Origin of the sequence: Streptomyces sp. NPDC051207 (genome assembly GCF_040682395.1) — a bacterium.
Lineage (GTDB): Bacteria > Actinomycetota > Actinomycetes > Streptomycetales > Streptomycetaceae > Streptomyces.
The window spans coordinates 136,993-162,381 of record NZ_JBFBAX010000014.1 but is presented as its reverse complement, the minus strand read 5'-3'; the positions used below and the strand labels follow the sequence as shown (position 1 = coordinate 162,381).

3 protein-coding genes are annotated in these 25,389 nt (G+C 74.9%); all 3 read left to right on the top strand.

Annotated elements, in window-relative coordinates:
* Window positions 1-608 precede the first annotated feature (608 nt).
* The 3 genes from AB0M97_RS16570 (at window position 609) to AB0M97_RS16560 (ending at window position 25,377) form a co-directional block, all read left to right on the top strand.
* Window positions 609-1,883 (top strand): cytochrome P450, encoded by a 1,275-nt coding sequence (locus tag AB0M97_RS16570; protein ID WP_365961569.1) that lies wholly within the window; start codon window positions 609-611, stop codon window positions 1,881-1,883.
* Window positions 1,884-2,219: 336 nt separating this feature from the next.
* The gene (locus AB0M97_RS16565; protein WP_365961568.1) at window positions 2,220-15,062 is read left to right on the top strand and encodes a type I polyketide synthase; all 12,843 of its coding nucleotides are present in this window, start codon (window positions 2,220-2,222) and stop codon (window positions 15,060-15,062) included.
* A 13-nt stretch (window positions 15,063-15,075) separates the two neighbouring features.
* Window positions 15,076-25,377 (top strand): type I polyketide synthase, encoded by a 10,302-nt coding sequence (locus AB0M97_RS16560; protein WP_365961567.1) that lies wholly within the window; start codon window positions 15,076-15,078, stop codon window positions 25,375-25,377.
* The last annotated feature ends 12 nt before the right edge of the window (window positions 25,378-25,389 follow it).

The following is a 25,389-nucleotide window of genomic DNA, read 5'->3' as shown; positions in this document are numbered from 1 at the left end:
ACGAGCTGGATGGAGCCGACCCGGTCGACGGCTTGGCGGTGCCCGTCGCGGCCTTCTCTCCCGGGCCGGCCGGCCACTCACGTATCACCGCCTGCGCGGAGCGCCGAGGTCCGCTTTTGCGTGGCATGAACCGGCCGCTCTTGCATGTTCCTGCACGAACCAGATTTGGCTGGAAATTGTCAGACTGTTCTCGTGCGGCGTCCGGAAGCTGCCGCCGTTCGTTGCCGGAAAAAGTCCCGAGTGGGCATCGGCACGACTCGAAACCCGCTCGACTCCTGCCGGAACAGGTCACCCTTTGTGTCCCCTTACGCGTCATTCCCCTGGCAGTGCCGGGGAATTCCCTGCCTACCCGGTGGGATCATCGGTGCGTGCCGGTCACCGTCGGCCAACTGAGTCAAAAAGTGCGGTAGTTGATCGTCCGGTTGCTCTCCACAAACGGAATCACCGGACGAAACAGCAGACTTGGGGTGCCCAATCGAATCCGGCCATGCCATCGCTTGACGGCTTTTCCACGATCGGGTGACACTACTGATGTTTTTCGACGTCCTCGGTGCGTCGTTGTAAAAAGGGGAGAGGTCATGTCGTTGGAGCAACCAGCGGTCCCGACATTGCGAAGCGCAACCGAGGTTTCCCAAAGCGAACTACCCGCCGTTCTCGGCGGGTTCGATCTGAGCGACCAGGATCGGTTCGGCGACGGGTTCCCGCACGAGGTCTTCGCCCGACTCCGCAAGGAAGCGCCCGTCCTGCTGCACCCGCCCGGCCGCACCCGCGACGGCGAGAACTTCTGGGTCCTCTCCCGCTACGCCGACGTGGTCGAGGCCGCGGCCCATCCGCTGCTGTCCTCCCAGGGCGGCGGCGGCCGCGAGGGCGGCGGCACCCACCTCGACGATCTGCCCGCCGGCACCTACTCCGGCGCGATGCTCAACATGATGGACGACCCCCGGCACAAGCTGCTGCGCGACCTGGTGACCCCCTCGGTCACCGGCCCGGTGCTGGAGGCGCTGACTGCGACCATCACCGAACGGGCCGAGGCGATCGTCTCCGAGGTCGTGGAGCGGGGCTCCTGCGACTTCCAGAACGAGGTCGCGGGCCGGTTCTCCGTCGAGATCATGGCCGCGCTGATGGGCGTGCCGCGCGCGGACTGGCCGCAGTTCGTCGACTGGACCGAAGTGGTGATGGGCTACGAGGACCGCGAGTCCGGCGAATCCTCCTCCCGCAGCCAGGAAGCGCTGCTGGCCATGTACCAGTACGGCGTGAAGCTGCTCGCCGAGAAGCGGGCCGACCCGGCGCGGGACTTCCTGTCCGTCATCGCCTCCAGCGACCTGCCGGAGGGCCACGGCGAACCCCCGCTGCGCGACTACGAGCGCGAGGTGTTCGTCAACCTGCTGTCCCTGGCCGGCAGCGAACCGACCCGCAACGTCATCGCGGTGGGCCTGCTCGCCCTGGCCGAACGGCCGGACCAGTGGCAGGCACTGCGCGCCGACCGCGCCCTGCTGGACAGCGCGATCGAGGAGATGATGCGCTGGTCCACTCCGACGCCGTACAACCGGCGCACCGCCACCGAGGACTTCACGTTCCAGGGCACGCAGATCCGCCGCGGCGACAAGGTGACGCTGTGGTGGGCGTCGGCCAACCGGGACGAGAGCGTCTTCGCCGACGCCATGTCCTTCGACGTGCGCCGCAACCCCAACCCGCACCTCGCCTTCGGCTGGGGACCGCACAGCTGTCTCGCGGTGGATCTGGCCCGCATCGAACTGCGCACGCTGTTCAGCGTGCTGCTCGACCGGGTCGCCGAGGTGCGGCTGACCGGGCCGGTGCCCTGGGCCAACAACAGCAAGCACACGGTGGCGTTGAAGGTGCCGGTGGAGTTCGTCCGGGCCTGAGCGGGCCGGTCGGGCCACGGTTCGCGGCAGGTGCCGCGAACACGACCGCCGCGGGGGCCCGAAGGGCGGCGGTCGCAGGGGGACGGTGGTCGCACGGGGCAGCGACCACGGCAGATCGCAGGGCACGGGTGCCGGTGCGCGGATCCGTGACCGGTCCGGAAGCCGGTGCGTTCTGTGGGGTCCGGGGGGTCTGCTCCGTCGGCTGAAGACGCCGGATGTCCGAGACGAGGCATCCGGCGCCGTGCCCGCATTGGCGCGCAACAGTCCGTCCGGGATGCCGGCCGGGCAGACCTGACGTGCCCTCAGCAGTGAGGCGACGTGGAGGGGGAGACCCGAATGGGTAACGCTGCTCACCAAGAGCCGGTCGCGGTCGTCGGCCTGGCCTGCCGGCTGCCGGGGGCGGCGAACCCCGCCGCCTTCTGGCAGTTGCTCCGCGACGGGCGGGACGCGCTGGGCGAACCCGGCCCGCGGCGCTGCCACCCCGAAGGCCCCGCCGTGCCCGTGCTGCCCTCGGGCGAGCCCGTGCGGGCGGGCTTCCTCGACCAGGTCGACTCGTTCGACGCCGGGTTCTTCGGCGTATCGCCGGGTGAGGCCGCGGTGCTGGACCCGCAGCAGCGGCTGGTGCTCGAGCTGGCCTGGGAGGCGTTCGAGGACGCCGGGATCCTCCCGGGAGACGGCGAGGACGGCACCGTACCCGGCACCGGGGTGTACGTCGGCGCCACCTACGACGACTACGCCACGCTGCGCGGCACACGGCTGAGCCCGCACACCGCCACCGGCCGCAACCGCGCCATGATCGCCAACCGGGTGTCCTACACGCTGGGACTGCGCGGGCCGAGCCTCGTGGTGGACAGCGCCCAGTCCTCCGGGCTGGTCGCGGTGCACCTGGCCTGCCAGGCGCTGGCGGCGGGCGAGTGCACGGTGGCGCTGGCCGGCGGCGTCAACCTGAACCTCGTCCAGGACGGCTACGACGTCACCCGGGCGCTGGGCGCGACCTCCCCGGACGGCCGCTGCTACACCTTCGACGAACGGGCCAACGGGTTCGTGCGCGGCGAGGGCGGCGCGGTGCTGGTGCTCAAGCCGCTGTCGGCGGCGCTCGCCGACGGGGACACGGTGCACGCCGTGATCCGCGGCAGCGCGGCCAACAACGACGGCGGCGGCGACTCGCTGACCGCACCCCGGCAGGAGGCGCAGCAGGACGTGCTGCGGATGGCCTGCGCGGCGGCCGGAGTGTCCCCGGCCGACTTGAGCTACGTGGAACTGCACGGCACCGGAACGCCGTTGGGCGACCCCGTCGAGGCGGCGGCGCTGGGCGCGGTGGCGCGGCGCGAACGGCCGCTGCTGGTCGGCTCGGTGAAGACGAACATCGGGCACCTGGAGGGCGCGGCCGGGATCGCCGGCCTGCTCAAGACGGTGCTGTGCCTGTCGCGCCGGGAACTGGTGCCCAGCCTGAACTTCGCCACCCCCAACCCGCGGATCCCGCAGGACGAGCTGGGGCTGCGGGTCGTCACCGAGGCCGGGCCGTGGCCCGCCGCCGGCGGCCCGCTGCTCGCCGGGGTGAGTTCCTTCGGCATGGGCGGGGCCAACTGCCACGTCGTGCTCGCCGAGCCGCCCGCCCCCGGCGCGGCGGCTGACCGCGACGCCGGGCAGCACGACGGGCCGGTGCTGGTGCCGCTGTCCGCGCGCGCCCCGAAGGCGCTGACCGAGCTGGCCGGCCTGCTGGGCGAGCAGACGGCGAACCCGGTGGACCTGGCCTACTCGCTGGCCACCACACGCAGCCACCTGGAACAGCGGGCGGTGCTGGTCGCCGAGTCCGCCGAAGAGGTCCCGGGCCTGCTCGGGGCGCTGGCCGGGAACACCGCCAACGCGCGGGTGGTGCGCGGGACGGCCGTGGCGGGGCAGACGGTGTTCCTGTTCGCCGGCCAGGGCAACCAGCGCCCCGGCATGGGCCGGGAGATCTACCGGCGTTACCCCGTGTTCGCCGCGGCGGTGGACGAGATCGGCGAGCAGATGCGCGCGTACCTGCCGCGCCCGCTGCTGGAGGTGATGTTCGCCGAGGAGGGCTCGGCGGACGCGGCCCTGCTGGACGACTCGGCCTACCTGCAGCCCGCGCTGTTCGCCGTCCACGTCGGGCTGTTCCGGCTGGTGGAGAGCTGGGGGATCACCCCGGACGCGGTGCTCGGCCACTCCTTGGGCGAGCTGGCCGCCCTGCACGTCGCCGGGGCGATGTCCCTGGCCGACGCCTGCGCGCTGGTGGCCACCCGCGGCCGGCTGATGGGCGACCTCCCGCCCGGTGGCGCGATGGTGGCCGTGGAGGCGTCCGAGGCGGAACTGCTGCCGGACGTCGAGGCGTCCGGCGGGCTGGTGTCGATCGCCGCGCTCAACGGCCCGGCCGCCACCGTGCTGTCCGGGGACGAGGACACCACGCTGGAGATCGCCGCCCGCTGGGCCGGACAGGGCCGGCGCACCCGGCGGATCCAGATCCCGCTCGCCGCGCACTCGCCGTCCGTGGACGGCATCCTGGACGGGATGCGCGCGGCAGCCGCCCGCATCGACTGGCAGGCGCCCCACCTGCCGGTCCTGACCTCGCTGACCGGCGCCGAACTGGACGTCACCGGCCTGGACTGGCCGGAGTTCTGGGCGCGGCACACGCGCGAGCCGGTGCGGTTCGCCGACGCGATCGCCACGGCCTGCGCGCGCGGCGCACGGACGTTCCTGGAACTCGGACCGGACGGGACGCTGTGCGCGATGGGCCCGGGCAGCGCGCCGCAGGACGTGGCGTTCGTCCCCGCGATGGCCGGCCGGGAGCGCCCCGACCTGAGGTCGCTGCTCACCGCGGTGGCCCGGGTGCACGTGCGGGGCGTGCCGGTGGACTGGGCACGCTTCTACGCCGGATCCGGGGCGCGGCGCATCCCCTTGCCGACCTACCCGTTCCAGCGGCGGCGGCACTGGATCGCCGGGGTGACCGCCTCCGGCGGCGCGACGCCCGCCGTGGTCGACGCGCCCGCGGGCGAGACGCCGGCGGTGCCGCGGCCGGCCGGGCTGCCCGCGGCCGAGCGGGAGCAGACGGTGCGCGCGCTGGTGCGCGCCGAGGTGGCCGCGGCGCTGCAGCTGGACTCGCCCGAGGAGCTGGACGCGCGCCGCTCGTTCCGGGACCTGGGCTTCGGCTCGCTGATGGCGGTGGAGCTGGGGCAGCGGCTGGCCGAGGTGACCGGGCTGCGACTGCCCGCCACGGTCGTGCTGGACCACCCGACCCCGGAGCGGATCACCGAGCACCTGCTCGCCCGGCTGGCCACCGGCACGCCGACGGACTCCCCGGCCGCGGCGGCGGGGCCCGCTGACGAACCGATCGCCATCGTCGGCATGGCCTGCCGGTTCCCGGGCGGCGTCGGCTCGCCGGAGGACCTGTGGAACCTGGTGGCCTCCGGCGGCGACGCGATCGGCGACTTCCCCACCGACCGCGGCTGGGACCTGGACAGACTGTTCGACGCGGACCCGGACCGGCCGGGCCGCAGCTATGCGCGTACCGGCGGATTCCTGTACGGGGCCGCGGAGTTCGACGCCGGGCTGTTCGGTATCTCGCCGCGTGAGGCGACCGCCATGGACCCGCAGCAGCGGCTGCTGCTGGAGACCTCCTGGGAGGCGCTGGAGCGGGCCGGAATCGACCCGCTGTCGCTGCGGGACACCCGGACCGGGGTGTTCGCCGGGGTGATGGCGCAGGACTACGGTCCGCGCATGCACGAGGGCGCCGACGGCCTCGACGGCTACGTACTCACCGGCACCACCGCGAGCGTCGCCTCGGGCCGGATCGCTTACAGCCTGGGACTGCGCGGCCCCGCCGTCACCGTGGACACGGCGTGTTCCTCGTCGCTGGTGGCGCTGCACCTGGCGGCGCAGGCACTGCGCGCGGGGGAGTGCTCGCTGGCCCTGGCCGGCGGAGTGACGGTGATGTCCACGCCGGGCATCTTCGTGGAATTCTCCCGGCAGCGCGGGCTGTCGCCGGACGGGCGGTGCAAGTCGTTCGCGGCGGCGGCCGACGGCACCGGCTGGGCGGAGGGCGCCGCACAGCTCGTACTGGAGCGGCTGTCCGACGCGCAGGCCAACGGCCACCCGGTACTGGCGGTGCTGCGCGGCTCGGCCGTGAACCAGGACGGCGCGTCCAACGGGCTGACCGCGCCGAACGGCCCCGCGCAGGAAGAGGTGATCCGTTCCGCGCTGACCGCCGCCGGCCTGTCGCCCTCGGACGTGGACCTCGTGGAGGCGCACGGCACCGGCACCACCCTGGGCGACCCCATCGAGGCCGAGGCCCTGCTGTCCACCTACGGCCGGGACCGCGCCGGTGAGCCGCTGTGGCTGGGATCGCTGAAGTCCAACATCGGCCACACCCAGGCGGCGGCCGGCGTGGCCGGCGTGATCAAGGTCGTGCAGGCGCTGCGGCACGGGACGCTGCCGCGCACCCTGCACGTGGACGAGCCCTCCCCCTACGTGGACTGGTCGGCGGGCGGCGTACGGCTGCTGAGCGAGGCACGGCCCTGGCCGGACACCGGCCGCCCGCGCCGCGCCGGGGTGTCCTCCTTCGGCATCAGCGGCACCAACGCGCACGTGGTCGTCGAGCAGGCACCCGAGCCGTCCGAGACAGCGGCGGAACCGGAGTCCGTGCCCGGTGCGGCGCTGCGGTCGGGTCCGGTGCCGGTGGTGGTGTCCGGGCACTCCCCGGCCGCGCTGCGCGCACAGGCCGAGCGCCTGGCCGCGCACCTGGACCGGCACCCCGCTGCACCCCTCGCGGACATCGCCCGCGCGGCGTCCACCGCCCGGGCCGCACTGGAGCACCGCGCCGTACTCACCGCCACCGACCAGGCCGACCTCGTACGCGGCCTGCGCACCCTGGCCGCCGACGGCGAAGCGCCCGGCCTGGTGCGCGGGGTGGCCGACGTGGACGGCCGCACGGTGTTCGTGTTTCCGGGGCAGGGGGCGCAGTGGGCCGGGATGGCGGTGGGGCTGCTGGAGTCGTCGTCGGTGTTCGCGGCGCGGATGGGGGAGTGTGCGGCGGCGCTGGACGAGTTCGTGGACTGGTCGTTGCTCGGTGTGTCGCGGGGTGAGGCGGGTCAGCCGTCGCTGGACCGGGTGGATGTGGTGCAGCCGGTGTCGTTCGCGGTGATGGTGTCGCTGGCGGCGCTGTGGCGGTCCTTCGGGGTGGAGCCGGACGCGGTGGTCGGTCACTCGCAGGGCGAGATCGCCGCCGCGTGCGTGGCGGGGGCCCTGTCCCTGCGCGACGCGGCGAAGGTGAGCGCGCTGCGCAGCGCCGCGATCGGCGCGCTGTCCGGCACCGGCGGAATGATGTCCGTGGCCCTGCCGGTCGCCGAACTGGAGCCACGGCTGGCGGCCTGGGCCGACCGGGTGTCGGTGGCCGCCGTCAACGGGCCCGCCGCGGTCGTCCTTTCCGGCGAACCCGGCCCCCTGCGGGAACTGGCCGACGAACTGACCGCCGACGGCATACGGGCCCGGCTGGTGCCCGTGGACTACGCCTCGCACTCCGCGCAGGTGGAACGCATCCGCGCGGACCTGCTGGACCGGCTGGCAGGGCTGGAGCCGCGCGGCGCCGACATCCCGTTCTACTCCACGGTGACCGGCGAGCGGCTGGACACCGCGGTCATGGACGCCGAGTACTGGTACCGGAACCTGCGGCAGACCGTCCGGTTCGAGGAGACGATCCGCGCGCTGGACGGCGCCGGGCACCGGGTGTTCGTGGAGGCGAGCCCGCACCCGATCCTGACCGCCGCCGTCCAGGACACCGTCGAGTCGGCCGGCAGCACGGCCGTGGTGGTCGGCTCGCTCCGCCGCGACCAGGGCGGCCCCGACCGGTTCCTGCTGTCGCTGGCCGAGGCCCACGTGCGGGGGGTCGCGGTGGACTGGACCGCCGCGTTCGGCGCCACCGGCCCGAGGGCGGAGCTGCCCACCTACGCCTTCCAGCGCGAGCGCTACTGGCTGTCCACCCCGGAAGGCGGCTCCGACCCGGCCGGCTTCGGGCTGGACGCCACCGCGCACCCGCTGCTGGGCGCCGCCGCGCCCGTGGCCTCCACCGGCGAACTGCTGCTCACCGGTGAGCTGTCCCGCCGGCGCCAGCCCTGGCTCGCCGACCACGCCGTGTTCGGCACCGCCGTACTGCCCGGCGCCGCCTTCGTCGAGCTGGCCGTGCGCGCCGGGGACGAGGCGGGCTGCGGGGTCCTGGAGGAACTGACCCTGCACGCGCCGCTGCCGCTGCCCGAACGCGGCGGCGTGTGGGTGCAGGTGGTGCTCGGCGCCCCCGGCGAGGACGGTGGCCGCGCCGTGGACGTGTACTCCCGGCAGGGCGGCACCCCCGACTGGACGCACCACGCCACGGGCAGGCTCGGCGCCGCCGAGGTGCCCGCCCCCGCGACCGGCACCTGGCTGCCGCAGGGCGCCGTACCGGTCGAACCCGCCGACCGCTACCCGGAGCTGGCCCGGCTCGGCTACGGCTACGGGCCGGTCTTCCAGGGTCTGCGCCGGATGTGGCGGCACGGTGACGAGATCTTCGCCGAAGTCGCCCTGCCCGAACCGGCGACGGAGGAAGCCGGGGCCTTCGGCCTGCATCCCGCGCTGCTGGACGCCGCGCTGCACGCGGCCCTCCCCGCCGACAGCGCCGCCGACCCGGCCTCGGCGACCCTGCTGCCGTTCGCCTTCGGTGGGGTCCGGCTGTACCGGTCCGGCGCCGCCGCTGCGCGGGTGCGGCTGCGCCCCGCGGCAGGCGGAGCCGTGTCCATCACCATGACCGACACCGAGGACCAGCCCGTCCTGGTCGTCGACTCGCTGGCCTTCCGCCCCGTGACCGCCGATCAACTCGCCGCGGGCCGCCGCGACCACCTGTACCGCACCGACTGGACACCGTCGGCGGCCCCCGCGCAGGACGGCGCGTGGACGCTGCTGCCGGACCCGGCCGGGCTGGACGGGCTGGGCGATCAGGTGCCCGCCGCGGTGGGCGTCCCGGTCACCGGCGTGTTCGACGCCCTGGCGGTGGCGCAACGCTGGCTGGCCGAGGAGCGGTTCGCCGCGTCCACCCTGGTGCTGCTCACCCGCAACGCCGTCGCCACCGGGCCGCAGGACGCGCCCGTGGACCCGGACGCCGCCGCGGTGTGGGGCCTGCTGCGCAGCGCCCAGACGGAGAACCCGGACCGTTTCGTCCTCGCGGACACCGACGGGCACGCCGCGTCCGACGCGCTGCTGCCACGCCTGGCCGGGGCCGCGGAGCCGCAGCTTGCGGTGCGTGCGGGGCGGGTGCTGGTGCCGCGGCTCGCGCGGGTGGTGGAGGCGGTGGGTGAGGTGCCCTGGTCGGTCGGTGACCGGGTGCTGATCACCGGGGCGAGCGGCACGCTGGGGCAGTTGGTGGCGCGGCATCTGGTGGAGCGTCACGGGGTGGGTGCTGTGGTGCTGGCGTCCCGGCGCGGTGAGGAGGCGCCCGGTGTGGCCGCGCTGGTGGGGGAGCTGCGTGAGCGGGGTGCCGAGGTGGCGGTGGTCGCGTGTGACGTGGCTGAGCGGGAGGCGGTGGCCGCGCTGCTGGCCGCGCACCCCGTGACCGCGGTCGTGCACGCGGCCGGCGTCCTCGACGACGGCGTGCTCGCCGCGCTCACCCCGCAGCGCATCGCCGAGGTGTTCCGCGCGAAAGTGGACGGCGCACGCCACCTCGCCGAGCTGACCGGCCCCGACCTCACCGCGTTCGTGCTCTTCTCCTCGGTCGCCGGGACACTCGGCAACGCCGGGCAGGCCGCCTACGCGGCAGCCAACGCCGCGCTGGACGGACTGGCCGCGCGGCGCCGCGCCGCCGGGCTGCCCGCCACCGCGGTCGCCTGGGGACTGTGGGCCGAGAGCAGCGGCATGACCGGGCAGATGGCCGACACCGACCGGGCACGCCTGGCCCGCGCGGGGGTGCTGCCGCTGGACACCGCCACCGGGCTCGACCTGTTCGACGCCGCCACCGCCCTGGACGACCCCACACCGCTCGCCGCCCGCCTGGACCCGGCGGCGCTGCGCGAACGCGCGGCCGAGGGAACGCTGTCCCCGGTGCTGCGCGCCCTGGTGCCGGTGGTGCGCCGCGCCGCCGCCACCGACACCGCCGCGGCGGACGGCGCCGACGGACTGCGCCGGCGCCTCACCGAGCAGGACCCCCTGCGGGTGCTCGAAGACCTGGTGCTCGCCCAGGCGGCCGTCGTGCTCGGCCACTCCGACCCCGGTCGGCTGTCACCGAACCGGCCGTTCAAGGACATCGGCTTCGACTCGCTGACCGCCGTGGAACTGCGCAACCGGCTCGGCCGCGCGACCGGGGTACGCCTGCCCGCGACGCTCGTGTTCGACCACCCCACCCCGGCCGGGCTGGCCCGGTACCTGCGCGGCGAACTGGTCGGCGACAACACCACCCCGGACACCACCGCCGCGACCGCCTCCGCCGCGGCCGCCGCGACCGGAGACGAACCGATCGCCATCGTCGGCATGGCCTGCCGCTTCCCGGGCGGGATCACCTCACCGGAGGACCTGTGGGACCTGGTGGCCTCCGGCGGCGACGCCATCGGGGGGTTCCCCACCGACCGCGGCTGGGACGTGGCCGGGCTGTACGACCCGGACCCGGACCGGGCGGGCCACTCCTACACCCGGCACGGCGGCTTCCTCTACGACGCCGGCCGGTTCGACGCCGGACTGTTCGGCATCTCCCCGCGGGAGGCGCTGGCCATGGACCCCCAGCAGCGGCTGCTGCTCGAAATCGCCTGGGAGACCCTGGAACGGGCGGGCATCGACCCGTCCTCCGTACGCGGCAGCCAGACCGGCGTCTTCACCGGCGTGATGTACCACGACTACGCCACCACCCTGCGCGAGCTGCCCGAAGGCGTCGAGGGGCACCTGCTCACCGGCACCGCCGCGAGCGTCGCCTCCGGCCGGGTCGCCTACACCCTCGGCCTGCAGGGCCCCGCCGTCACCGTGGACACGGCCTGCTCCTCCTCACTGGTGGCACTGCACCTCGCGGCGCAGGCGCTGCGCGCGGGGGAGTGCTCGATGGCGCTGGCCGGCGGCGTGACCGTGATGGCCGAGCCGACCACGTTCACCGCGTTCTCCCGGCAGCGCGGACTGGCCCCGGACGGCCGCTGCAAGTCCTTCGCCGAGGGCGCGGACGGCACCGGCTGGGCCGAGGGCGTCGGCCTGCTGCTGCTCGAACCGCTGTCCGCCGCGCGCGCCAACGGCCACCGCGTCCTGGCCGTCCTGCGCGGCTCGGCCGTCAACCAGGACGGCGCCTCCAACGGCCTGACGGCACCCAACGGCCCCTCGCAGGAACGGGTGATCCGCTCCGCGCTGGCCGCCGCCGGACTCTCCCCGCGGGACGTCGACGCGGTGGAGGGCCACGGCACCGGGACGCCGCTGGGCGACCCGATCGAGGCGCAGGCCCTGCTGGCCACCTACGGACGCGACCGCGACGGAGACCCGCTGTGGCTGGGGTCCGTCAAGTCCAACATCGGGCACGCGCAGGCGGCGGCCGGTGTGGCCGGCCTGATCAAGATGGTGCAGGCGCTGCGGCACGGGGTGCTGCCCCGCACGCTGCACGTGACGGAGCCGTCGTCGCACGTGGAGTGGGCGTCCGGCGAGGTGCGGCTGCTCACCGAGGAGCGGCCCTGGCCCGACACCGGCCGCCCGCGCCGCGCGGCGGTGTCCTCGTTCGGCATCAGCGGCACCAACGCCCACGTCATCGTCGAGCAGGCGGAGGCCGAGTCGGCCGACGTACCCGGTGCGACGCATCCGGCCGACGCATCCGGCGCGACGCATCCGGCCGACGCATCCGGCGCCACGCGACCGGCCGGTGTCTCCGGTGCGGCGCACCTGTCCGGCGCATCCGGTGCGACGCAGCCGGACACCGCGCCGCGGCTGCTGCCGGTCGCGCTGTCCGGGCAGGACGAGGACGCCCTGCGCGAACAGGCCGCCCGCCTGGCCGCCCACCTCGACGGCCACCCCGGCAGCAGGGTGCTCGACATCGCCTGGTCCAGCGTGACCGCCCGGGCCGCCCTGGAACACCGCGCGGTCGTGCTCGCCGCCGACCCGGAGGAACTCGGCGAACGGCTGGGCGCCCTGGCCGAGGGCAGGGAAACCCCGGGTGTGGTGCGCGGCACCGCGACCGACACCGCGCGGCGCGTGGCGTTCGTGTTCCCCGGACAGGGCGCGCAGTGGGCCGGAATGGCCCTGCACCTGCTGGACAGCGCCCCGGTGTTCGCCGCCCGGCTGGCCGAGTGCGCCGCCGCGATCGAGACGTACGTGGACTGGTCGGTGCTCGACGTCCTGCGTGGCGTGCCCGGCGCCCCGGCGCTGGAACGGGTGGACGTCGTCCAGCCCGTGACCTTCGCCGTCAACGTGTCACTGGCCGCACTGTGGCGCGCGCACGGCGTGGAACCCGAGGTCGTGATCGGCCACTCGCAGGGCGAGATCGCCGCCGCCTGCGTGGCCGGGGCGCTGTCCCTGGCCGACGCCGCCGCCGTGGTGTGCCTGCGCAGCCGGGCGCTGACCGAACTGTCCGGCAAAGGCGGCATGATGACGGTCGCGCTGCCCGCCGAGGACGTGCGGGCCCTGTTCACCGACGACCGGCTGGGCGTGGCCGCGATCAACAGCCCCACCTCCACCGTCGTCTCCGGCGACCCCTCCGCCCTGGAGGACCTGCGCGCCGTCTGCGAGGCGCGCGGCGTGCGCGCCCGGCGCATCGCGGTGGACTACGCCTCGCACTCCACCCACGTCACCGCCGTCAAGGACAGCCTGGCCCGGCTCCTCGCCGGGATCACCCCGCGGGAGGCGCGCGTCGAGCTGTACTCCACGGTCACCGGGCAGCGGCTGGACACCCGCGAACTGACCGGCGAGTACTGGTACACCAACCTGCGGCAGACCGTCCGGTTCGCGGACGCGGTGCGTGCCGCGCTGGACGCCGGGATCGGCACCTTCCTGGAGATCAGCCCGCACCCGGTGGTCGCCCCGGGCGTGCAGGAGACCGTGGACGCCGCCGGGGCACGGGCCGCCGTGCTGTCCACGCTGCGCCGCGACGACGGCGGCTGGCCGCGCTTCGCCCAGTCGCTGGCCGAGGCACACGTCCGCGGGGCCGGGGTGCGGCTGGCCGAGGTCTTCGCCGGGACCGGCGCGCGGACGGTGGACCTGCCCACCTACGCCTTCCAGCACCGCTGGTACTGGCTGGCCGGGCAGGCCGCGTCCCGCTCCGACAAGTGGCGCTACCGCGTCGAGTGGCGCGCCGCCGGGGCACCGCGGCGCACCGAACCGGCCGGCGAGTGGCTCGCTCTGCTGCCCGCCTGCGGAGCGGACCCGGAGTGGCTGAAGACGCTCACCAGCGGCCTCCCGGTACGTGTCCTCACCGTCGACACCGAGGACGCCGACCGCGCCGCCCTGACCGGGCGGCTCCGCCGGGCGCTGGCCGAGCACACCCCGCGCGGGGTGCTGTCCCTGCTGGCCGCCGACCGCCGCCCGCACCCGCGGCACCCGGTGGTGCCCGCCGGGGTGGCCGCCACCCTGGCGGTGGTGCAGGCACTGGGCGATCTGTCCGCCGCGGTGCCGCTGTGGCTGGTCACCTCCGGCGCCGTGAGCACCGGCGACACCGACCCGGTGCGCGAGCCGAGCGCCGCGCAGGTGTGGGGCCTCGGCCGGGTGGCGATGCTGGAGCACCCGGCGTTCTGGGGCGGCCTGGTGGACCTGCCCGCCGAACTGGACGAGGCCGCGCTGGAGCAGATGCGCGGCGTACTGGCCGGCGGCTGGGGCGAGGAGGACCAGCTGGCCGTGCGCGGCGGCGGCACGCTGCTGCGGCGGCTGGTGCACGCCCCGCCCACCGGCGGCCCGGCGGGCGGCTGGCAGGCCAGGGACACCGCGATCGTGACCGGCGGCACCGGCGCCCTCGGCCCGGAGGCCGCCCGCTGGCTGGCCGGACTCGGCGCCCAGCACGTCGTACTGGTCAGCCGCAGCGGCGCGAACGCCGAAGGCGTCGCCGAACTGACCGCCGAACTCGACGGCCTCGGCGTACGGCTGTCCGCACGGGCCTGCGACATCGCGGACCGCACCGCCGTCGCGGCCCTGCTGGACGAGCTGCGCGAGCAGGGCGAGACCGTGCGCACCGTGCTGCACGCCGCCGCGCTGATGCGCCTGGCCGCACTGCCCGACACCGGCCTCGCCGAGTACGCCGACGTCCTCACCGCCAAGGTGCAGGGCGCCCGGCACCTCATCGAGCTGCTCGACCCGGCCGAGCTGGACGCCCTGGTCTTCTACTCCTCCATCGCCGGAGTGTGGGGCAGCGGCGACCACGGCGCCTACGCCGCGGCCAACGCCGAACTGGACGCACTGGCCGAACAGGCCCGCACGGCCGGTCTGCCGGTGACCTCGGTGGCCTGGGGCGTGTGGGACGGCGCCCGCTTCCCCGACGGGGTGGACGCCGACCACCTGCGCCGCCAGGGCCTGCCGCTGATCGCCCCCGGGCCGGCGCTGGACGCGCTGCGCACCATCCTGGAGCGCGACGAGACCGGCATGTCGGTGGCCGACGTGGAGTGGGCGACGTTCATGCCGCTGTTCACCTCGTCCCGCAGCAGGCCGCTGTTCGCCGAGATCCCCGAGGCGCAGCGTGCCCTGCGCGGCCCCGGGGAACCGCAGGCGCAGCCGTCCGGTTCGGCCTGGGCGCAGCAGCTGGAAGGGCTGCCGGACGCCGAACGCCGCAGCACCCTGCTGCGGCTGGTGCGCGAGCAGGCCGCCCTGGTCCTGGGCCACACCGGCACCACCGGGATCGGGCCCGACCGGGCGTTCCGCGACCTGGGCTACGACTCGCTGACCGGCATCGAACTGCGCAACCGGCTCGCCGAGGCAACCGGACTGACCCTGCCCGCCGCGCTGGTCTTCGACCACCCCACCCCGGCCGCCATGGCCGACTACCTGCGCAGCCGGCTGGCCCCCGCCGAACCACCCGTCCTCGCCGAACTCGACCGGCTCACCCAGCGGTTGTCCACGGCGGACGTCGTCGAGGGCGAGCGGGCCGAGATCGAGCAGCGGCTGCGGGCGATGCTGTCGCTGGTCGGCGGGGACGACGACGACTTCGACCCTACGTCGAACGAGGACATCTACGACCTCATCGACCGGGAGCTCGGGGAGAGCTGAGAGGGAATTGGACGTGTCCGAGGAAGAGAAGCTCCGGGGCTACCTGAAAAGGGTCATGGTCGACCTGCGCAAGGCCAACCGCCGCCTGCAGGAGGTCGAGCAGTCCCGCACCGAACCCATCGCCGTCGTCGGCATGGCCTGCCGCTACCCCGGCGGGGTGCGCTCCCCGGAGGACCTGTGGCGGGTGCTGGCCGAGGGCCGCGACGTCACCGGTGAGCTGCCCACCGACCGCGGCTGGGACATCGAGCACCTCTACGACCCGGACCCCGACCGCTCCGGCCACAGCTACGTGCGGCGCGGCGGCTTCCTGGACGACCCCGGCGCCTTCGACGCGGGCTTCTTCGGCATCTCACCCCGTGAGGCGCTGGCCATGGACCCGCAGCAGCGGCTGCTCCTGGAAACCTCCTGGGAGGCGCTGGAACGGGCCGGCATCGACCCCACCGGGCTGCGCGGCACCCGCACCGGCGTGTTCGTCGGCCAGAACCACCAGGAGTACGGCACCCGCCTCGCGCAGGCCCCTGCCGGCGTCGAAGGGCACCTGGTCACCGGTGTGGTGTCCAGCGTGCTGTCCGGCCGCATCTCCTACACCCTCGGCGTCGAGGGCCCGGCGATCACCGTGGACACCGCCTGCTCCACCTCGCTCGTCACCCTGCACCTGGCGGTCCAGTCACTGCGCAACGGCGAGTCCTCCCTCGCCCTGTCGGGCGGCGTGACCGTACTGGCCGGGCCCGGGCCGCTGGTCGAGTTCAGCCGCCAGCGGGTGCTGGCCGCCGACGGCCGCTGCAAGGCGTTCTCCGCCGCGGCCGACGGCATGGGCATGGCCGAGGGCGTCGGCGTGCTGGTGCTGGAGCGGCTGTCCGACGCGCGGCGCAACGGCCACCCGGTGCTCGCCGTCATCCGCGGCTCCGCGGTCAACCAGGACGGCGCCTCCAACGGGCTGACCGCCCCCAACGGGCCCTCGCAGCAGCGGGTCATCCGGGCCGCGCTGAACGCCGCCGGCCTGTCGCCCTCGGACGTCGACGTGGTGGAGGCGCACGGCACCGGCACCTCACTGGGCGACCCGATCGAGGCGGGAGCACTGCTGGCCACCTACGGCGCCGACCGCGACCGGCCGCTGTGGCTCGGCACGGTGAAGTCCAACATCGGGCACACCCTCGCCGCCGCAGGCGTGGCCGGGGTCATCAAGTCCGTGCTGGCGCTGCACCACGGGACCGTACCGAAGACGCTGCACGCGGACGTCCCGTCCCCGCACATCGACTGGTCGTCCGGCACGCTGTCCCTGGCCACCGAGGCGGTGTCCTGGCCGCGCGGTGAGCGCCCGCGGCGCGCCGCCGTGTCCTCGTTCGGCATCAGCGGCACCAACGCCCACGTCGTCCTGGAGGAGGCCCCAGCGGCGGTACCGGCCGACGACGCGCCCGAGCCGGACACCGAGACCGCGCCGGGACCGGTGCTCTCGCTGCCGGTGCCGGTGGTGGTGTCCGGCCGAGGCCAGGCGGGTCTCGCCGCCCAGGCGGCCCGGCTGCGCGAGTCCGTCGCGGCCGACCCCGAACTGACCGTGCCCCGCCTGGCGTTCGCCACGGCCACCACCCGCGCGGCCCTGGAGCACCGGGGTGCGGTGGTGGCCGGTGACCGGGAGGAGTTGCTCGCCGGGCTGGAGGCGCTGGCGGAGGGTGTGTCCGGGGTGATCAGTGGTGTGGCCGACCGGGGTGGGCTGACCGGTTTCCTGTTCTCGGGTCAGGGTTCCCAGTGGTCGGGGATGGGCCGTGAACTCCTGGAGCGCTACCCGGTGTTCGCGGAGTCGTTCGAGGACTGTTGTGCGCGGCTGGAGTCGGTGCTGGGCCAGTCGGTGCGCGAGGTGGTTCTCGACGGTGGTGAACGGCTGAACCAGACGCTTTTCGCGCAGTGTGGTCTGTTCGCGTTCGAGGTGGCGCTGTTCCGGTTGCTGGAGTCGTTCGGTGTAACGCCGGACTTCGTGGCCGGGCACTCGGTCGGTGAGGTGGCCGCCGCGCACGTGGCGGGCGTGCTGTCCCTCGATGACGCGGTGACGTTGGTGTGTGCGCGAGCCGGGGTGATGCAGGAGTTGCCTGCGGGTGGGGCGATGCTCGCGGTCAACGCCTCCGAGGCGCAGGTCGCCGAAGTCCTGTCGGGGGAGGTCGGGATTGCGGCCGTGAACGGGGCGCGGTCGGTGGTGGTCTCCGGTGCGGAGTCGGCGGTGGAGGCTGTTGCGGAGCAGGCGGGGGGGCGTGGGTGGCGCAGCACCCGGTTGCGGGTGAGCCATGCGTTCCATTCGCCGTTGGTGGAGCCGGTGTTGGAGCGGTTCCGTGCCGCTGTCGCCGGTCTCGCCTTCTCCACTCCGCGTATCCCGTTCGTGTCCACGGTGGATGTGGCCGCGCGGCCCACCACCGCCGACTACTGGGTGCGCAACGTGCGGGAGACGGTGCGTTTCGCCGACGCTGTGGCCCACCTGCACGAACAGGGCGTCGGAGTCTTCGTGGAGGTGGGCCCGGACACCGCGCTGAGCGCCGCCGGACCCGACTGTCTGCCCGAGGACGCCACCGCCGCGTTCGTCCCGCTCCTGCGCCGGGACCAGCCCGAATCGGTGACCCTGGCCACCGGGCTGGCCCGCTTCCACGTGCACGGCGGCAGCATCGACTGGACCCGCTATCTGCCCGCCGCCGAGCCGGTCGAGCTGCCCACCTACGCCTTCCAGCGCCGCCACTACTGGCTGGAGCCCGCCGAGCAGGCCGACCCGGCAGCGCTCGGTGCCCAGCCCGCCGAGCATCCGCTGCTCGGCGCGGTGGTCGCCCTCCCGGGGGCGATCGACACCGTCCTGATCGGTCGGCTGAGCCTGCGCGCCCACCCCTGGCTGGCCGACCACCGGGTCACCGACACCGTGGTGCTGCCCGGCACCGCGTTCGTCGAACTCGTACGGCACGCCGCCGAACTGCTCGGCGACGCCCGGCTGGACGAGCTGACCCTGGAGGTCCCGCTCGTGCTGCCCGCCGAGGGCGGCCTGGCCCTGCGGGTCGGCATCGGCGAACCCGACGACACCGGCTCCCGCACCGTCGAGGTGCACTCCCGGCCCGAGGACACCGCACTGCCCTGGACCCGGCACGCCACAGGTGTGCTGACCGAGGACGCCGAAGACACCGGGGACGGTCCCGGTCCTGACCTGGTGCAGTGGCCCCCGGCCGGCGCCGAACCCGTCGCGCTGGACGAGTTCTACCCCCGGCTCGCCGGGACGGGCCTCGATTACGGACCGGCGTTCCAAGGGCTGCGCGCGGCCTGGCGGCGCGGTGACGAGATCTTCGCCGACATCGCCCTGCCCGAGCGGCAGCGCGGCCAGGCCGAGGAGTTCGGCCTGCACCCGGCGCTGCTGGACGCCGCGCTGCACGCCCTGGCCCTGAGCGGCGACGAGGCCCTGCGCCTGCCGTTCGCCTTCCGCGGGGTCCGCTGGCACGCCGCGGGTGCGGCTGCGCTGCGGGTCCGGCTCACCGCCGCCGGGGACGACGCGGTACGGGTGGACATCGCCGACGGCAGCGGCGCGCCCGTCGGCACCATCGACAGCGTGGTGCTGCGCGCCCTGACCGGCGAACTGCGTCCGGCCGCACGGCTGGACTCGATGTACCGGCTGGACTGGACGCCCGCCCGGGCCGGCCTGCACCGGGACACCGGGGCCGACGTGCTGGTCCGGGTCGAGGAAACCCCGGTGGTCGAGCGCACCGCCGCCGTGCTGGAGCGGATACGCGGCTGGCTGGCCGAGGAGCCCGCGCCGGGCGCCCGGCTGGTCCTGGTCACCCGCGGCGCGGTCGCCACCACCGCCGAGGAGGTGCCCGACCCGGCCGGTGCGGCCGTGTGGGGCCTGGTGCGCTCGGCGCAGGCCGAGTGGCCCGACCGGTTCGTGCTGCTGGACACGTCCGGCCCCGCCCCCACGGACGAGGAGCTGACCGCAGCGCTGGCCGGTACCGCGGAGCCGCAGCTTGCGGTGCGTGCGGGGCGGGTGCTGGTGCCGCGGCTCGCGCGGGTGGTGGAGGCGGTGGGTGAGGTGCCCTGGTCGGTCGGTGACCGGGTGCTGATCACCGGGGCGAGCGGCACGCTGGGGCAGTTGGTGGCGCGGCATCTGGTGGAGCGTCACGGGGTGGGTGCTGTGGTGCTGGTGTCCCGGCGCGGTGGTGAGGCGCCCGGTGTGGCCGCGCTGGTGGGTGAGCTGCGTGAGCGGGGTGCCGAGGTGGCGGTGGTCGCGTGTGACGTGGCCGAGCGGGAGGCGGTGGCCGCGCTGCTGGCCGCGCACCCGGTGACCGCGGTCGTGCACGCGGCCGGAATCGTGGACGACGGCCTGGTCACCGGCCTCACCGAGGAGCGGCTGCGGGCGGTGCTGGCCCCCAAGGTGCTCGGCGCGCAGTGGCTCGACGAGCTGACCCGCGACCGGGACCTCACCGCATTCGTGCTGTTCTCCTCCGCCTCCGCGACCCTCGGGAACCCCGGGCAGGCCGCCTACTCCGCCGCCAACGCCGCGCTGGACGCGCTGGCCCGGCAGCGCCGCGCCGACGGACTGCCCGCTCACGCTCTGGGCTGGGGCCTGTGGGAGCAGCGCAGCGGCATCACCGGCTCCCTCGGCGACGCCGACCTGGCCCGCATCGCCCGCAGCGGCATCGCCGCCCTGCCCACCGACGACGCCCTGGCACTGCTGGACGCCGCACTCGGACTCACCGAGGCCGCCCTGCTGCCGATGCGGCTGGACACCGCCGCCCTGCACCGACTGGACCCGCTGCCCCCGGTGTTCACCGGCCTGGTGCGCGGTCGCCGCCGCGCACCGCAGCAGTCCGGCTGGGCCGACCGGGTGCGCGCACTGCCCGCGCCGGAGCGTCGCCGGGCCGCCCTGGACCTCGTACGGACCCAGGCCGCCGGCGTTCTGGACCTGGCCGGGGCCGAACAGATCGGCGCGGAACAGTCCTTCGCCGACCTCGGCTTCGACTCGCTGACCGCGCTCGAACTGCGCAACCGGCTCGGCACCGCCACCGGGCTGCGGCTGCCCACCACCCTGGTGTTCGACCACCCCACCCCGGCCGAGCTGGCCGGATTCGTCCTCGCCGAGGCCGGCGACACGGAGAGCGGACCCAAGGACACCGCACCCGCCGTGGCGTCCGCGGCGGACGAGCCGATCGCCATCGTCGGCATGGCCTGCCGCTACCCCGGCGGGGTCAGCACGCCCGAACACCTGTGGGAGCTGGTCGCCGAGGGCCGGGACGGCATCTCCGGGTTCCCCGCCGACCGCGGCTGGGACCTGGAGGCACTCCCGGTCGGCCTGGGCGGATTCCTGGCCGACGCCGCCGACTTCGACCCCGGCTTCTTCGGTATCTCCCCGCGCGAGGCGCTGGCGATGGACCCGCAGCAGCGGCTGCTGCTGGAGCTGTCCTGGGAGGCGTTCGAACGCGCCGGGATCGACCCGCTGACCCTGCGCGGCAGCCGCACGGGCGTGTTCGCCGGGCTGATGTACCACGACTACGCGACCCGGCTGGCGCACGTGCCCAAAGAACTGGAGGGCTACCTGGGCAACGGCAACCTGGGCAGCGTCGCCACCGGCCGCGTCGCCTACACCTTCGGGTTCACCGGCCCGGCGGTCACCGTGGACACCGCCTGCTCGTCCTCACTCGTGGCGCTCCACCTCGCCGCCCAGTCGCTGCGCTCCGGCGAGTCCACCCTGGCGCTGGCCGGCGGTGTGACGATCATGTCCAGTCCCACCCCGTTCCGCGAGTTCGACCGGCAGCGCGGCCTGGCCGCCGACGGCCGCTGCAAGTCCTTCTCCGCCGCGGCCGACGGCACCGGCTGGTCCGAGGGCGTCGGCATGCTGGTGCTGGAGCGGCTGTCCGACGCGCGCGCCAACGGCCACCAGGTGCTGGCCGTACTGCGCGGCTCCGCGGTCAACCAGGACGGCGCCTCCAACGGGCTGACCGCCCCCAACGGGCCCTCGCAGGAGCGGGTCGTCCGGGCCGCGCTGAGCGCCGCCGGACTGTCGCCCTCGGACATCGACGTGGTGGAGGCGCACGGCACCGGCACGACCCTGGGCGACCCGATCGAGGCCCAGGCCCTGCTGGCCACCTACGGCGCCGACCGCGACCGGCCGCTGTGGCTGGGGTCGGTGAAGTCCAACATCGGCCACACCCAGGCCGCCGCGGGCGTCGCGGGTGTCATCAAGGTCGTCCAGGCGATGCGGCACGGCATCCTGCCCCGCACCCTGCACGTGGACGAGCCCACCCCGCACGTGGACTGGTCGTCGGGACCGGTGCGGCTGCTCACCGAAGCGGTCGACTGGCCGGAAACCGGCGTCCGGCGTGCTGCCGTGTCGGCGTTCGGGGTGAGCGGCACCAATGCCCACGTCGTGATCGAGCAGCCGCCCGGGGTCGAGCCCGCCGACGTACCTGCTGTGCCGGGGGAGTTGCCGGTGCCGGTGCTGGTGTCCGGCCGTAGTGCCGAGGCGCTGCGGGGGCAGGCCGCGCGGCTGCGGGAGCATCTGCTGGCCGAGCCGGGGGTCGCGGTGGCCGAGGTGGCGCGTGCGGCGGCGTTGTCCCGCGCGGCCCTGGAGCACCGGGGTGCGGTGGTGGCCGGTGACCGGGAGGAGTTGCTCGCCGGGCTGGAGGCGCTGGCGGAGGGTGCGTCCGGGGTGATCAGTGGTGTGGCCGACAGGGGTGGGCTGACCGGTTTCCTGTTCTCGGGTCAGGGTTCCCAGTGGTCGGGGATGGGCCGTGAACTCCTGGAGCGCTACCCGGCGTTCGCGGAGTCGTTCGAGGACTGCTGTGCGCGGCTGGAGTCGGTGCTGGGCCAGTCGGTGCGCGAGGTGGTTCTCGACGGTGGTGAGCAGCTGCATCAGACGTTGTTCGCGCAGTGTGGTCTGTTCGCGTTGGAGGTGGCGCTGTTCCGGTTGCTGGAGTCGTTCGGCGTAAGGCCGGACTTCGTGGCCGGGCACTCGGTCGGTGAGGTGGCTGCCGCGCATGTGGCGGGGTTGCTGTCGCTGGACGATGCGGTGGCGTTGGTGTGTGCGCGGGCCGGGTTGATGCAGGAGTTGCCTGCGGGTGGGGCGATGCTCGCGGTCAACGCCTCCGAGGCGGACGTTGCCGAAGTCCTGTCGGGGGAGGTCGGGATCGCGGCCGTGAACGGGGCGCGGTCGGTGGTGGTCTCCGGTGCGGAGTCGGCGGTGGAGGCCGTTGCGGAGCAGGCGGCGGGGCGTGGGTGGCGCAGCACCCGGTTGCGGGTGAGCCATGCGTTCCATTCGCCATTGGTGGAACCGGTGATGGAGCGGTTCCATGAAGTGGTGGCCGGGTTGCGGTTCGCCGAGCCGACCCTGCCGTTCGTGTCCACGGTGGAGGTCGCCGCGCGGCCCACCACCGCCGACTACTGGGTGCGCAACGTGCGGGAGACCGTACGTTTCGCCGACGCTGTGGCCCACCTGCACGAACAGGGCGTCGGACTCTTCGTGGAGGTGGGCCCGGACACCGCGCTGAGCGCTGCCGGACCCGACTGTCTGCCCGAGGACGCCACCGCCGCGTTCGTCCCGCTCCTGCGCCGGGACCAGCCGGAGTCGGTGACTCTGCCCACCGGGCTGGCCCGCCTTCACGTGCACGGCGGCACGGTCGACTGGGCGGCGTATCTGCCCGACGCCGCCCGCATCGAGCTGCCCACCTACGCCTTCCAGCGCCGCCGCTACTGGCTGGACAACGCCGAACCGGCCCACCGGGGCGGCCACCCGCTGCTGGACGCGGTCGTGGAGCTCGCTGAGGAGGACGCGTTCCTGCTGTCGGGCCGGCTGTCCACCGGGGCGCAGTCCTGGCTGGGGGAGCACACCGTGCTCGGCGCGACCGTGGTGCCCGGCAGCGTGTTCGCCGAACTGGCCCTGCACGCCGCCGCGGAGACCGGCGCCGGCGAGGTCGCGGAGCTGACGCTGGAGGCGCCGCTGGTGCTGCCCGAGCAGGGTGCCGTCGAGGTGCAGATGCGTGTCGGTGCGCCCGGCGCGGCGGGGGACCGGCCGCTGACCGTGCACGCACGCCCGGCCGGGGACGGCACCCCCTGGACCTGCTACGCCCGCGCCGTGCTCGGCCCGGTGGTGGCCGCTCCGCAGGCCGGGCCGGTCACCTGGCCGCCGGCGGACGCCACCGCACTCGACGTCGGCCCGGCCTACGCCGAGTTCGCCGCTGTCGGACTGGAGTACGGCCCGGCGTTCCAAGGGCTGCGCGCGGCCTGGCTGCGCGGCGACGAGGTCTTCGCCGAGATAGCCCTGCCCGATCTCACCGACACCGGCCGCTACGGACTGCACCCCGCGCTGCTGGACGCGTCCCTGCACGCCATGCGGTACGTGCACGGGAACGAGGACGGCCGCACGCTGCTGCCGTTCGCGTGGAACGGGATCGCGCTGCGCCGCACCGGGGCGTCCGCGCTGCGGGTGCGGATCTCCCCGGTCGCCGCGGAAGCGGTCCGCATCGAACTGGCCGACCCGGCGGGTGCGCCGGTCGGCGTGGTGGAATCCCTCGCCGTCCGGCCGATCTCGGCCGAACAGCTCGGCCACCACGAATCCCTGTACGTCGAGGATCTGGTGTCCGCCACCCTCCCGACCGGCCCAGAACCGAGCATGCTCACCTGCGCCGGCCTCGCCGAGCTGCCCGACGGGGAACTGCCCGCGGTGGTGGTAGTGCCGGCCGGGACCGAGGCCGACCCGGCCGTCGCGGCGGGCCGCGCGCTGGACGCCGTACGCACCTGGCTGGCCGACGACCGCTTCGCCGGCACCCGGCTGGCGCTGCGCACCCGGAACGCGCGCACCGAACCGGCCGCCGCCGCCGTCTGGGGCCTGCTGCGCTCGGTGCAGCAGGAACACCCGGACCGCTTCCTGCTGGCCGACGTCGAGGGCACCGACAGTGACAGCATCCCCGCCGCGGCGTGGAACGTGCCGGGCGGCCAACTGGTGGTGCGCGACGGCGAGATCCTCGTGCCGAGGCTGTCCCCCGTGCCGCTGTCCAGGATCACCGGCCGGGACGGCACCGCCTGGGACCCGGACGGCACGCTGCTGATCACCGGCGGGCTCGGCGGGCTCGGCGCGGCCCTGGCCCGGCACCTGGCCGCCGACTGCGGAGTGCGCCAACTGGTGCTCACCGGGCGCCGCGGCCCGGACACCCCGGGCGCCGCCGACCTGGCCGCCGAACTCCGCGAACTCGGCGCCACCGTACGCATTGCGGCCTGTGACGTGGCCGACCGGGAGGCGGTGGCCGCGCTGCTGGCCGCGCACCCGGTGACCGCGGTGGTGCACGCGGCCGGGGTCGTGGACGACGGCCTGGTCACCGACCTCACCGAGGAGCGGCTGCGGGCGGTGCTGGCCCCCAAGGTGCTCGGCGCGCGATGGCTGGACGAGCTGACCCGCGACCGTGAGCTGACCGACTTCGTGCTGTTCTCCTCCGCCGCCGGGGTGCTCGGGGCGGCCGGGCAGAGCGCCTACTCGGCGGCCAACGCCGCACTGGACGCCCTGGCGCGTGCCCGGCACGCCGCGGGACTCCCGGCCACCTCGCTGGCCTGGGGCCTGTGGGAGCAGCGCAGCGGCATCACCGGCTCCCTCGGCGACGCCGACCTGGCCCGCATCGCCCGCGCCGGACTGCGGCCGCTGGCCACCGCGGAGGCGCTCCAGCTGTTCGACCTGGCCCGGGCCGTCGACGAACCGGTGCTCGCGCCGATGCGGCTGGACCGGGCGGCCGTCCGGTCCGGCGGGCCGGTCCCGGCGGTGCTGCGCGGCCTGGTCCGGGAAGCCCCCGCCACGGCCGCCCGGGCCACGCCCGCCGCCTCGCTGGCCGGGCTGGACGGACCGGACCGGGAGAAGGCGCTGCTGGCGCTGGTCCGCGCCGAAGCGGCCGGGGTGCTGGCCCACGACTCGCCGAACGCCGTGGACGAACACCGCACGTTCACCGAACTCGGCGTCGACTCGCTCGCCGCGGTGGAGCTGCGCAACCGGCTGTCCGAGGCGACCGGTGTCCGGCTGCCCGCCGCGGTGGTGTTCGACTACGCCACCCCACTGGCGCTGGCCGCGCACCTGCACGAGTCCATGCCCGCCGCGGACGGCACGCCCAGCAGCTCGGTGCTCGCCGGGCTCGACCAACTCGAATCGGCACTCACCAGCGCCGAACCCGGCGCCGTCGACCGGGCGAAGCTGCGCATGCGGCTCACCGCTCTGCTCGCCAAGTACGGCGGCGACGAGCGGACCGGCACGACGCCGGAGCACGACCTGTCGTCGGCCACCGACGACGAACTGTTCGACCTCGTCGACGACCTCGGCGCCAGCTAGGGGCAGGGAAGG

What these genes read in the sequence shown, in the direction of transcription:
- AB0M97_RS16565 (WP_365961568.1), top strand. Translation starts at nt 2,220, where the DNA reads ATGGGTAACGCTGCTCACCAAGAGCCGGTCGCGGTCGTCGGCCTGGCC.